At 67.2% G+C, this 12,499-nt stretch carries 9 protein-coding genes; 3 read left to right on the top strand and 6 right to left on the bottom strand.

Going from position 1 to position 12,499, the window contains the following annotated elements; genetic code table 11:
- Positions 1-15: 15 nt before the first annotated feature.
- On the top strand, positions 16-255 hold the full coding sequence (locus tag ACZ69M_RS13355; protein ID WP_470049480.1) for a hypothetical protein: 240 nt from the start codon (positions 16-18) through the stop codon (positions 253-255).
- Between the two features lie 31 nt (positions 256-286).
- Here ACZ69M_RS13355 and ACZ69M_RS13350 read toward each other — a convergent pair whose 3' ends face one another.
- The 5 genes from ACZ69M_RS13350 to ACZ69M_RS13330 form a co-directional block, all read right to left on the bottom strand.
- The gene (locus ACZ69M_RS13350; RefSeq protein WP_470049479.1) at positions 287-3,541 is read right to left on the bottom strand and encodes a type I restriction endonuclease subunit R; all 3,255 of its coding nucleotides are present in this window, start codon (positions 3,539-3,541) and stop codon (positions 287-289) included.
- The gene (locus ACZ69M_RS13345) at positions 3,538-4,683 is read right to left on the bottom strand and encodes a restriction endonuclease subunit S (RefSeq protein ID WP_470049478.1); all 1,146 of its coding nucleotides are present in this window, start codon (positions 4,681-4,683) and stop codon (positions 3,538-3,540) included. Before ACZ69M_RS13345 ends, ACZ69M_RS13350 begins: the two co-directional genes overlap by 4 nt.
- A complete protein-coding gene (locus ACZ69M_RS13340; protein ID WP_470049477.1) occupies positions 4,680-6,320 on the bottom strand; it encodes a class I SAM-dependent DNA methyltransferase in 1,641 nt (546 codons plus the stop codon). The genes ACZ69M_RS13345 and ACZ69M_RS13340 overlap by 4 nt, the downstream gene beginning before the upstream one ends.
- A gap of 98 nt (positions 6,321-6,418) precedes the next feature.
- Positions 6,419-8,578 (bottom strand): DNA methyltransferase family protein, encoded by a 2,160-nt coding sequence (locus ACZ69M_RS13335; RefSeq protein ID WP_470049475.1) that lies wholly within the window; start codon positions 8,576-8,578, stop codon positions 6,419-6,421.
- A 32-nt stretch (positions 8,579-8,610) separates the two neighbouring features.
- On the bottom strand, positions 8,611-9,285 hold the full coding sequence (locus ACZ69M_RS13330; protein ID WP_470049473.1) for an Abi family protein: 675 nt from the start codon (positions 9,283-9,285) through the stop codon (positions 8,611-8,613).
- Positions 9,286-9,650: 365 nt separating this feature from the next.
- Here ACZ69M_RS13330 and ACZ69M_RS13325 point away from each other — a divergent pair, with 365 nt between their 5' ends.
- Positions 9,651-10,187, top strand: a complete 537-nt coding sequence (locus ACZ69M_RS13325; RefSeq protein ID WP_470049471.1) for a DinB family protein — start codon at positions 9,651-9,653, stop codon at positions 10,185-10,187.
- A 36-nt stretch (positions 10,188-10,223) separates the two neighbouring features.
- The gene (locus ACZ69M_RS13320) at positions 10,224-10,865 is read left to right on the top strand and encodes a PadR family transcriptional regulator (RefSeq protein WP_470049469.1); all 642 of its coding nucleotides are present in this window, start codon (positions 10,224-10,226) and stop codon (positions 10,863-10,865) included.
- Positions 10,866-11,075: 210 nt separating this feature from the next.
- Here ACZ69M_RS13320 and ACZ69M_RS13315 read toward each other — a convergent pair whose 3' ends face one another.
- On the bottom strand, positions 11,076-12,482 hold the full coding sequence (locus tag ACZ69M_RS13315; RefSeq protein WP_470049467.1) for a glutamate decarboxylase: 1,407 nt from the start codon (positions 12,480-12,482) through the stop codon (positions 11,076-11,078).
- Between the last annotated feature and the right edge of the window lie 17 nt (positions 12,483-12,499).

The following is a 12,499-nucleotide window of genomic DNA, read 5'->3' as shown; positions in this document are numbered from 1 at the left end:
GAAAGGAAGGTGCACGTGAGTGCTTCAAACCCCGCCAAGGGATGGCGAATCGACCGCATCCCAGGCAAGCGTGTGACGGCAACCGAAGAGGGTGTGCGGCTCCCGCTCTGGCTGCTGTACGACGGTGAGCACGAGGCCGACACCGTGATCCGCCTCAGCCCGGCCGAGGCGGAACAACTGCACGCCGAGCTGTGCTACGCGCTCGGCGAAGCCGAGGCGCCGGCCTGTCGGCCGACTCCGGCGCGCCGGCCTTGATAGCGGGCGGGAGGAGTGGGCTGGAGGCCGCTCATGCCCACTCCTCCGCCATAACGTCGGTCTGCTTCAGTACGCGGTCGATCGCGTCCGGCGCCTTGTCCGGCGGGTAGCCGAAGAAGTCCAGCAGGAACTGGACCCTGGCCCGGATACGGTCCTGGGCCTGGCTCTTGACCCGCCAGTCGACGGTGACGTCCTTACGGACGAGTTCGCACAGCCTGCGGGCGATGTCGCTGAGGACACCCTGCCCCATCTCCAGCGAGGAGGGGTTGGCGGCGACCGCGTCGTAGAACGCCAACTCGTCCTCGCTCAGGCCGAGTTCGACCGCGCGAGCGCGACTGGCGGAGACTTCGCGAGCGAACTCGACGAGGATGTCCATAGTCTGAGCGGTGCTGACCAGGCCGTTGTGGTACCGGTTCATCGTCTCCTGCATCCGCTCCGTGAAGGCGCGCTGGCGGGTGACGTTGCCGGGGTTGGCGTCGCGGATCTCCTTCATCAGCGAGCGGCGCAGGGCTTCGAGGGCGAGGTTGGGGTGGCGGCTCGCTTTGAGCGAGGCCACGAACTCCTCGTCCAGGTGCGACAGATCGGGCTTGGTCAGGCCGGCGGCGTCGTAGATGTCGACGACATCGGCCGCGACGACGGCCTCGGCGTTTAGCTGCTCGATGAGGCGGCGCTTGTCGGCGGCGGTGGCCAGGCCCTGCTCTTTGAGACCGTCCACGTCGAGCTTTTCGCGCGAGGTGCGCACGGTGGCGAAGAACTGGATGTCCGGGAGGAGATCCTGCACGCCCGGGTGGGTCGGGCAGAGCGAGAACGCCTGGGCCAGCAGCTTGCCGTAGTGCATGAAGAGCTGCCGACGCGTGGACTTGCCGGGCTGGAGATCGGGCTCGCCCTCCTTCAGGAACTCCAGGACGGTGTACAGGGCCTCCTGATAGCCGTCCGAGTCGAGGGTCTCGCGCCACGGGCAGTCGGCGAGCACTTTGAGGATCCGCTCGTGCATCTCCCGTACCGTCTTGACGGCTTCGGAGATGTCCACACCGAGGATCCCCTCGTTCTGGTCGTCGTCCGAGGTGTACTCGGCGAGGGCGTCGGTGAGGTGCTGGGTCACCCCCAGGAAGTCGACGACCAGGCCCGACGGCTTCTCGCCCCAGGTGCGGTTGACCCGGGCTATGGCCTGCATCAGGGCGGCCCCGCGCATCCGGCGGTCGAGGTAGAGGGTGTGCAGTGGCGGCGCGTCGAAGCCGGTCAGCCACAGAGACTGGACGATGACGAGTTCCAGCTCGTCGTTCGGCTTCGTGAGACGTTCCTGGATGCGCTTGAGCTTCTCGGGGCTGCGTACGTACGGTGCGACCTCGTCGACGTCCTTGCCGGGGTTGCCGGTGAAGACCACCCGGATCTTGCCGCTGTCGTCGGGCAGCAGCCCCGTGTTCTCGTCGGGCTCACCAGTCCACTCCGGGCGGCGCGCGGCGAGTGCGTTGAACAGGCGGGCGGCGATCCGACGCGAGGAGCAGACGATCATTCCCTTGCCGGGGTTGCCGGTCAGCTTGGTCATCTCCCGGCTGCGGTCGTCCCAGTGGGACAGCACAGTATCGGCGAGTTTCCCTATGCGCTTCGGTGAACCGATCACACTCTCGAAAGTGGCGAACTCCGCGCGTGCACGGGCCTGCTCGGCCTCGCTCAGTCCCTCGACGAGTCCCTCGGCCTGGGCGTCCATCTCGTCCAGGTCGGCGTTCTCGGGCAGCTCGACCTTGTGGAGGATGGGCTGGTAGAAGACACGGACGGTGGCACCGTCGTTGACGGCCTGCGTGTGGTCGTACGTGTGGATCGTCGGCCCGAAGACGGCGAGGGTATTACCGGTCCTGTTGTCGATCGGGGTACCGGTGAAGGCGAGGAACGTGGCGTTGGGCAGGGCGTCGCGCAGATGACGGGCGAAGCCGTCCTCGAAGTCGTAGTGGCTGCGGTGGGCCTCGTCGACGATGAGAATGATGTCCCGGCGGTCCGAGAGCAGCGGATGTCTGGCCCCCGCTTCCTTCTCGGCCTTGCTGATACGGAACTTCTGCAGGGTCGTGAAGATGACACCGCCGCCGCCCTCACGCCGGGTGAGGAGATCTTTCAACTCGGCGCTATTACGGGCCTTTTCGGGCACCCCGGCGATCACCCGGTGCAGGCTGTGACTGGCGGCGAAGGTGTTCGAGAGCTGGTCGTCGAGGTCGATCCGGTCGGTGACGAGGACGACGGTCGGATTGGACAGCTCGGGGATGCGGGTCACCTTGCCGGTGTAGAAGAGCATCTCCTCACTCTTGCCCGCACCTTGCGTGTGCCAGATGACGCCTGCCCTGCCGTCCGTGGCGACGGCGGACCCGGTGGCGGCCAGTGCCGTGTTCACGGCGAGGTACTGGTGGGCCTTGGCGAGCTTCACCGTGTCCACGTTCCCGCCGGTGCCCTCGGCGGAGTACGAGAGGAAGTTCGCGACCAGGTCCAGGAAGCGATCGGGCTCCAGCGCCCCGGCGATCATCCGCTCCAGCGCACGGCCGTCCTCCCGCTCCTCCTCCCGCTTCAGCAGGACACCGTCCTCGGCGTGCCAGGGCGCCATGTGCTCCCAGGGCGTGAACGGTGTACCGAGGCGGGCGGTCACCGCATCGGAGGCGACAGCGACGCACAAGGTGCGGAACGTACCGTCGCTCCTCAGCTCACGCCGGTAGTTCTGGATCTGGTCGTACGCCGCGCGCGAGTCGTCACGCCCGCTCGCCTTTTTCAACTCGATGACGCCGAGCGGGATTCCGTTGACGTACAGCACGATGTCGAAGACGAACGCCCGCTCACTGGCCGCGACTATGCGGACCTGCGAAGCGGCGACGAGATCGTTTCCGTGCGGGTCGGTGAAGTCGATCGGGCGGACGGTGACGCTGTGCGTCTTGTCGGTGAGCGGGTCCCTGTACTCGACCTTCAGATCACCGGTGAGCTTCTTGTAGAACTGCCAGTTCTTGCGCACGTCGCTGCCGGGCGTTTGCCGCAGCAGTTCCGCGATCGCCTCTTCCACGGCGTGGGCGGGTAGTTGTGGGTGGCGGGTGGCGATGGCGGTACGCAACCGGGGGTAGAGGATCAGGTCACCCCAGTCGTTCCGGTGCCCGCTCTTCGGATTGAGCTCCCTGCCGGGAAAGTGCTGCCACCCGAACTCGGCGAGCTGATCCAGGGCGAGCAGCTCCCAGTCTCGCTCGGAAGAACCATCGGAGGGGCGGCCGGTGGGATGACCCTCGGACTCCGGGGGATTGGCAGCACTTTCGGCAGTCATGACGTGGCATCCTCCATGACGCGCTCGGCGTCCTTGACGCGGATCTTTCCGGTGACGAGTTGGGGGAGCAGGGTGTCTCGGAGGTTGGCGAGGGTGCGGTTCTCTGCCTCAACGTGCACAGAGGTATTCAGCAAACTGCCTGCTTGGTCGCAGAACCGCTGCATAAACCGCGTGCCGGGAATACGAATGCGATGCCTGAGTGCCAGGTCTCGATTAACACCGGGTACCGCTGAGTCCCCGATCAGTGACTTGAGCCCCGCGGATGCGAGTACGAAGTAGAGCGCCTCGACCGTCATGTCTGTTGCCACCGGGCGAGCATAGAAGGCAGTGTCGATGACCCAGCCGGGCTGGGACATCCAGGAGACGTGCCCGGCGTTTGCTCCCTTGCGGCCGACTACAGGACCACGTGATGGGGTCAAAGGTGTGTCGTGCCAGCCAACTTGGCCAGTGCAGCCGAAGACGGGAGTGTCCCCAGCCCGCCGCTTGGGCTCGGGCAAAGCCTTCCCATAGACGAGTTCGGCGATGTTGCCGACGGCGGTATTCAGGGGATCTTGCTGGGCGGCCTGCTCAAGGAGAGCATGTCCGAGGGCGAGGCTCGTAGAGGCGATCCGCTCGTTGACGGCGATCTTGTCGTCGAGGGCGCCCAGGACTTCGGCGATGGCTCGCTGTTCGGGTAGGGATGGTACGTCTGGCAAGGGAAGCTCTCGCACTTGTGCCACGCGCAGGTGTGAGACGGTAGATCCAGAGGCCCGCGAGTGCAGTTCGCTCTGCACCTGGGGACCCATCAAAAGGTATTTAAGATAGCGCGAGTTGGCCCGCTCCCTATCTGCCCTGAGTAGCATCGTTCGCTGTCCCAGGCAGACCTTCATATTGGACTCGACGAGTCCAACTCGGCCAACTGGTGCTTCCCGTGTCAGTACGACATCCCCCGCTTGGGGCACCGCACGCTGGGTCCAGATGCTGTACGTTTCCTGGCTTACCCGTTTGCCGTCGTCGACGATGATTCTGCCGTTGAGGATGTCGGGTGTGCCAATCGCATGCGCAACTGCTTCCTCTGCGTTACTCGCGACCGGAGGCGTGCGGTTCTTGCAGTCGACAATCAGCTCGCAGAGGTCTTTCAAGCGGTTCTTCTGCCCCGTCACAGCCTCCCCACCTGCTCCCGCACTACAGTCTCCAGCCGCCCCGACTCCTCGAACAGGCTGAACAACTCCTTCGTCAGCCTCTCCACCTTCGCCTCCACCGTCTCCGCGTCCGGGCTCTCCGTCACCTCCGCGACCCCCACATACCGCCCCGGCGTCAGCATGAAGTCGTTCTCCCGCACCTCCTCCAGCGAAGCGCTCCGGCAGAACCCGGACACGTCCTCGTACGCCCCCGCTCCCTCCACGCCCCTCCACGCCCGGAACGTCGAAGCGACCCGCTCGATGTCTGCCCCCGACAGCTCCCGCAACGTACGCCCGACCATCTCGCCGAGCCCGCTCGCGTCGATGAAGAGCACCTCGCCCTTCCGCTCACGCACCCACTCCGCGTGCCGCCGCCCCTTGCCCTCCGCGAGGAACCACAGGCATGCCGGGATCTGTGTGGAACGGAACAACTGGCTCGGCAGGGCGACCATGCAGGCCACCAGGTCGTCCTCGACCATCGCGCGCCGGATGTCGCCCTCGCCGCCCGACTTGCCGCTCATCGAGCCGTTGGCCAGGACGATGCCCGCCCGGCCGCCGGGGCGCAGCTTGCTGACCATGAGCTGGATCCACGCGAAGTTGGCGTTGCCGACTGGGGGAACGCCGTAGACCCAGCGGTCGTCGATACCGAGCCGTTCACCGCCCCAGTCGGAGATGTTGAACGGCGGGTTGGCGAGCACCACGTCGGCCTTCAGGTCGGGGTGCTGATCCTCGTGGAAGGAATCGGCAGGCTCTTCCCCGAGGTTGGCCTCGATGCCGTGGATGGCGAGGTTCATCTTCGCCAGGCGCCATGTGGTGAGGTTGCGTTCCTGCCCATAGACGGAGACGTTGAAGCGGTTGCCGTCGTGCGTGTCGATGAACTTCTCGGTCTGGACGAACATCCCGCCCGAGCCGCACGCCGGGTCCAGGACCCGTTCTCCCTCCTGCGGCTCCAGCATCTCCACAAGCAGCCGTACGATGGACTCCGGGGTGAAGAACTCCCCGCCCTTGCGCCCCTCGGCGATCGCGAACTGCGCGAGGAAGTACTCGTACACCTCGCCCATCAGGTCCCGTGCCCCGGTACGCCTGCCGTCCTTGGCGACCTGGGACTGGAATTCCAGCCGGTCGAGGAGCTGCACCAGGCCGGCGAGTGTCGTCTCGTTGACGCGCTGGCTGTTGTAGTTGTCGGGCAGGGTGTCCCTGAGGGTGGGGTTGGCCTTCTCGATGGTCTCCATCGCGGTGTTAATGACCTCACCGAGGGAGGGGCCGTCCAGGGTCCCCCTGGCTCGTTCCATCACCTCTCCCCAGCGGGCGGTCGGGGGCACGTAGAAGAGCCCGGCGCCCGTGTACTGCCTGCGGTCCTCCACGGTCCTGAGGATCAGCTCCTCCGACGCCCGGCCTTCCAGGCCGAGTTCCGCGAGCATGCTGCCGTCCCTCAGCTCCGCCTCCAGCTGTGCCCGTTTCTCGGCCATGGCCACCGAGACGTACTTCAGGAAGACGAGACCGAGGACGAAGTGTTTGTACTCGGCGGCGTCCAACGTCCCGCGCAGTTTGTCCGCGGACTTCCAGAGGATCGCCTTCATGGGCTCCGGCTTGGTTTCCTTCTTCTTCCGTGGGGGCACGGGAGTTCTCACTTCTCTTCTGCGTCGAGGGGGGGGCGAGTGCGCGGCGCCTACGGCCGTGCGCTGTGTACTGGGAACTGTCCTACAGCCGATGCCAGTTAGCGCCGCCGCAACGCCAGGTCGCCGTCGGCGACACCGGCCGAGATGCGCGCGGCGAGGCGGTCCAGCGCTTCCAGCTGTCTGCGTACGTCGGCTCGCAGCCGTTCCGTCTCCGTCAGGATGGCCTCCAGTTCGGTGATCTCCTCAGGGGGCAGCTGCGGCAGGTCCAGGTCGCGGACGCTGACGCGTCGTACGAGCGAGCCGCTGCCGCGATGTTGGTTGCGCGGGGCCTGGATCAGATGGGCCAGCGAGTACGGACGCATCCACAGGGCATCCGGGCGGATGGGCTCGCTCTTGGCCACCGCCACCAGGTACTCGCGGTACTTGGCGATCCGTAGCCCTTGCACAGGCGACAGCAGTACGCAGCCTCCTGCTTGGTCGACCTGGCACCGCACCCCGTGCTCGGCCAGCACGATGACATCTCCCCGCTCGGTGACCTTGGCGGAGGAGTATGCCGCCAGCGTTTCCGGATCGATTCGCCGTTGCCCGACCGGCAACTCGCCCAGCATCTCCTCGCGGCCGATGACCGGAAGGCCGGCGTCCGAGATGTCGGAGTCCTTGATGCGGTGTCCGGTGAACGACTTCAGCTGGCCTGCCGTGAGGGGCTCGTCCAGCTTCCGGTGCCGTATCGGCGTACGACGTTTCGCGATGCCCATGTCGCCCAGCCAGTCGCGCAGTTGCGGCATCGCGGCCATGGTGGTCCGCCGCGCGGTGACGGTCTCCTCGAAATGGTCGACGTCGGCCTCGGGTGCCGCGAGCCGGTGCGCGGGCAGGAGCGAGCGGCCGTCCAGCAGCTGTTCCTCGCCCGGACGCGTGGATCGTAGGGGAAATGAGCGCGCGTCCTGTGGGTTCGGTTCGCTCTCCCCGAGCATCAACTGCGCCACGTCGCCGATCCACTTCCGACCGCCCGTCCGCCGCGCGATGCGGTCGGCGTCGATGAGCAGGACCTGACGTTCGGCGGGGTTGTGCGCCGGTGACCGCAGGACGAACAGCGCGTACTCGGCACCCGTACGGAACGGGTGGATACGGCGGGGGAGTTGGACGATCGCCGCGACGCTTCCCATGGCCAGCAACTGCTCGCGCGCGTCGACCGTCGGCGCGGGCGACGCACCCCGCGTACGTGTCAGAGCCCAGGCCGGTACGACGGCGTAGCCCTGCCCGCCACGGTTGAGACGCCGGGCCGCTTCCTGCGCCCACCACATCGGACCTTTCTCGTCCCGCTCCCGCTCCCCTGAGGCGTACGGGGGTGAGGCCAGCACGATGTCTGCGGTGGAAAAGGTCCAGGGTTCGTCGCCCGGCGCCCCTCCCCACCAGCGCGGGGTGTCCAGGTCTGAAGGGTGAGGGCAGACGTCCGTGTACATCTCATGGCTAAGGAGCCGGTACTCCAGGAGCTTTCGCCGCAGCGGGTCGGGCTCGACCGCCACCAGCTCGCCGTGGCCGCGGAGCCTGCCACGCGGGCCGCCGTCCATGCCGAGGAGCAGTTCGCCCAGGCCCGCGCACAGGCTGATGGTGGAACGCTGGCCGGGACCTCCCCCGTTCGGCCCGATGAGCGAGGCGACTAGAGCCACGATCTCCCGGGGGACGGTGTCCATGACGAGGTCGGATTCGAGACGCTTGGCGAGTTCCACGTCCTCGTCGATGCCGAGAATCGCGTCCGCCGCCTTGCCCGGTGAGCCGATCTCGTGAGTGAGGGCCAAGACGGCCTGCCGGACATCGGGGCCGGCCGCGTCATAGTCGGTCTGCAGGCACTCCGGCAGGTACTCGGGCAGGAGATTCTGGCCCTCGGCCCACATGGCGATGGTCGCCAGGGCCCGCGCGATCAGCGTCTCCGCCGAGCCCAGACGATGCTTGAGCCCCACCAGGCCCCGCAGTCTCAGACCTCGCCTGAACCGGTCCCCGTACGTGGGGATCTTGCCGTTCTCATCCGGTTCCGTGTCGGGGACGGGACGCAGGTCCAGCCAGTCCGCGATCTCCAACGCGTCGAAGAGGGGCTTGCTCTCGCTGCCGCCGGTCGGTTCGGGGAAGGGGGGGCGCCGGTCGTTAGTGGCAGCCAGGGCGGCGGGGGAGAACCGGCGCCGCCAGTTGCTGACCGTCGGGCGTCCGACTTCGGCGAGTTCCTTGATCTCGCCGAGTGTGACGGGCGCGTAAGGAGCAGACATGGTCGGCTGCGCTGACTGGTTCGCCTGGGGCATCAGACTCTCACCGGCTCGCTGCCGGCGAGCACGTCCGCCTTGCGGTCGAGGACGGCCGGGACCTGGCTGTGCTGTCGGTGCAGTTCGGCCTTCTCCGGCGAAACGTACTGCATGAGCCGCAGAAGTGTGTCGAAGTCCTGCGGCAGGTGGCGGTGGCAGATGCGCTCGTGGTGGCCGATGCGGTTGCGGAACTTGCGTATGTAGTCCAGCTGCTGTTGGAGCGCGCCGCGGCGGCCTCGGTAGCCACGGAAGGTATGGCGGAGGGCAGGGTTCCAGAACTGCATCTCGTAGTTGACGCCGCGACCGGTCAGACCCACCCAGAAGCCGAGGGTCAGCTGGGCCACCATGTCGTCGGCGCTGTATCCGGCACCGTACTCACGCTGGAGGGATTGCTGTGCGCTGCGTACCTGCTCATTGCCCTTGGTGGTGAGCTGGACACGCGGCGAATGCCACCAGTCGGTACGCCCGTACCGCCCGCTTAACTTGGCGTGGAACGAGTTGCGCATGGCAACCTCAAAATCCCGCAGGATGCCGAGGAAGGCCCGGGAGATCTCGCCGTCCCAGCAGTACAGGCGCAGGGCCAGGACGACATCGCCGCCGCACTCGTCGAGAAACGGCTGGAACCGCTCGGCCGAGATTGCGTCGACGATCCGCTTGGCCTCGTCCTCAGTCACCGCTGCCCCCTGAATGAAAGCTTCCGTGTTAGCCTCAGATTTGTGCGCCCCGGAGTACTGTCACTGCATTGCACACAGCCCGGGGCACAGCTCTTTCCGGAGTCCGGTGAGTGGGCGTACGCCAGCCGCGCGGTGACCTGACTGCGGCCTCACCTTCAGTCCTGATCACATTAGACCGTGCGAGGTTTCTCGCGCAACGTGATTGCTGAGAACCCGGCTTCTCAGCAAGCTCATGAGTGATTGGGTCTCTGAATTTGTTTCCGCAAGGGTGTCAGTTCCGGACAGAAGCTGACCGCAAGGGCCCGTACGTTCGTCGGTGCCAGGCAGGGGATGCCAGGCAGGTGGACCGACGAAAGGCGGCGATCATGGTTACTCACGTTTCGGCAGGGGCTCCCGGCGACGAGCGCGGAGCGCTGCTCTCCTTCCTGGAGGCCGAGCGCGGCGGGATCCGACGGGCCCTGATCGGTCTGACGCCGGAACAGGCCACGAGTCGGCCGAGCGCGAGCGAACTGTCCCTGGCCGGACTGCTCAAGCACGTCGCCGAGACCGAGCAGGCCTGGATCGCCCGCGCCAAGGGCGAGTCGCCGGCCGTCGAGCGGGACGAGTCGACCTGGCACGAGTGCTTCACGCTCGTCGGCGACGAGACCGTCGAGTCGCAGCTCGGGTACTGGGAGAAGGTCGCCGCCGAGACGGAGGCGTTCATCCGCTCGGCATCCAGCCTCGACGAGACCTTCGCGCTGCCCGAAGCCCCCTGGTTCCCCCGGGAACGGGTCTCGATGCGCTGGGTGGCGCTCCACCTGATCCGCGAGACGGCCCGGCACGCCGGCCACGCCGACATCATCCGCGAGTCCCTGGACGGCGCCACCGCCTTCGAGCTGGTCGCCCGCGCGAAGGAACGTTGACTTCCGCGCCCTCATCTGCCCCATAACCTGGACCCCATGTCAGCGATCCGTCTCCTGGTGCTGGGTGCCGTCCGCCAGCACGGGCGGGCCCACGGCTACCAGGTGCGCAACGACCTCGAGTACTGGGGCGCGCACGAGTGGTCCAACGCCAAGCCCGGCTCGATCTACCACGCGCTCAAGCAGATGGCGAAACAGGGACTGCTAAACGCCCACGAGATCGCCCCGTCCACGGCGGGCGGCCCGCCGCGCACCGAGTATGAGATCACGGACCAGGGCACCGAGGAGTACTTCACGCTGCTGCGCCGGTCGCTGACCGCGTACGACCAGAAACCGGACATCCTCTCGGCCGCGCTCGGCTTCATGGTCGACCTCCGCCGTGCGGAGACCCTCGCACTCCTCCAGGAGCGGGTGCGCGCCATCGAGGAGTGGCGCGAGTCCGTCACCGGGTACTACACCCCCGAGGACGGCCCCGGGCAGCTCGGCCACATCGGCGAGATCATGAACTTCTGGGTCCACTCCGCCGACTTCGGCGCACAGTGGACCCGGGGCCTGATCGAGCGCATCCAGGGCGGCGCGTACACCTTCGCCGGAGAGGGCGAACCCTTCGTCGGCGTCCTGGTCGACGGCGAGGAGAACCCGTACGCCACGGGATCCCCGCACCCCGGCGACCAGGAGTAGCCACGCCCTCCGCCGGACAGGCCCTAGGGCCTGTCCGGCGGATCATGCCGCAGACGCGGGGCTTGGCACGCCCGTCTGCGGCGTTGTCGTCGGTTGCCGACGCTCCGCGTCGTCGCCCTCCTCCGCCTTGCAGCTGGACGCACCAAGCCCCGCTCACCAGCGTCGATGAAGCACCGCCGGTTTCCTGCGACTTGATCCGCCGGACAGGCCCTAGTGATGGAAGCCCGTCGCCGCCTCCTTGTCCTGGGTCAGGGGGTGCGGCAGCCTGCGCAGTTGGGGCACCAGCCGGGTCAGGTCCTCGATGAACAGGTCGGCGAGATCCACCGAGAAGCCGTTGCGGCACACCACACGCAGGACGGACAGGTCCTCCCGGTTGGCCGGGAAGGTGTACGCGGGCACCAGCCAGCCGCTCTCCCGCATGCGCCGGGACACGTCGAAGACGTCGTACGCGGTCACATGGGGTGCCGTGGTGAAGGCGAAGACGGGCAACTCGTCGCCCCGGGTGAGGAGTCGGAAGTCCTCCAGCGCCTCGATCCGCGCGGCGAGCCCGCGGGCCAGGTCTCTGGTCGTCTGCTGAACGGCCCGGAAGCCCTCCCGGCCCAGCCGTAGGAACGTGTAGTACTGCGCCACGACCTGCGCGCCCGGACGGGAGAAGTTGAGGGCGAAGGTCGGCATGTTGCCGCCCAAGTAGTTGACCCGGAAGACGAGCTCCTCGGGCAGCTCGGCGGCGGTCCGCCACAGCGCCCAGCCGACGCCCGGGTAGACCAGCCCGTACTTGTGGCCCGAGGTGTTGATCGAGGACACCCGCGGCAGCCTGAAGTCCCAGACCAGGTCCGGGTCGAGGAAGGGCGCGATCATCGCGCCGGACGCGCCGTCGACATGGACGGGGATGTCCAGGCCCGTACGCTCCTGGAGCTGGTCGAGGGCCGCGCACAGCTCGGCGATCGGCTCGTAGGACCCGTCGAAGGTGGAGCCGAGGATGCCGACGACCCCGATCGTGTTCTCGTCGCACAGCTCGGCCGCCGCCTGTGGGTCGAGATGGAACCGGTCGCCCTCCATGGGCACCTGGCGTGCCTCGACCTCCCAGAAGTTGCAGAACTTCTCCCAGCACACCTGGACGTTCACCCCCATCACGAGATTGGGGCGTGCTCCGGGGTAGCGATCCGCGTTCCGCTGCATCCAGCGCCGCTTCAGCGCCATGCCGGCGAGCATGCACGCCTCGCTCGATCCGGTCGTCGAACAGCCGACGGTGGATGCCGGATCCGGCGCGTTCCACAAGTCCGCGAGCATCGCCACGCAGCGCCGCTCCAGCTCGGCGGTGCGCGGGTACTCGTCCTTGTCGATCATGTTCTTGTCCCGGCACTCGCCCATCAGCACCCCGGCCTGCGGTTCCATCCAGGTGGTGACGAAGGTGGCGAGGTTCAGCCGCGCGTTCCCGTCCAGCATCAGATCGTCGTGGACGACCTGATACGCGGTGTTGGGTGGCAGCGGCCCGTCCGGAAGCCGGTGCTTGGGCGGGGCCTCGGTCATGCCCCCGACCGGATTCGCCTCCCCGAAGAAGGGGTTGACGGACACCGGTTGTTCGTCTGGCTTCTCGGGACCTAGGTGGAGCGGCATGGGATCTCCCATCGAGT

The organism is Streptomyces sp. NPDC107454, from assembly GCF_055582885.1.
This window is presented reverse-complemented; position numbering and strand designations above follow the sequence as displayed.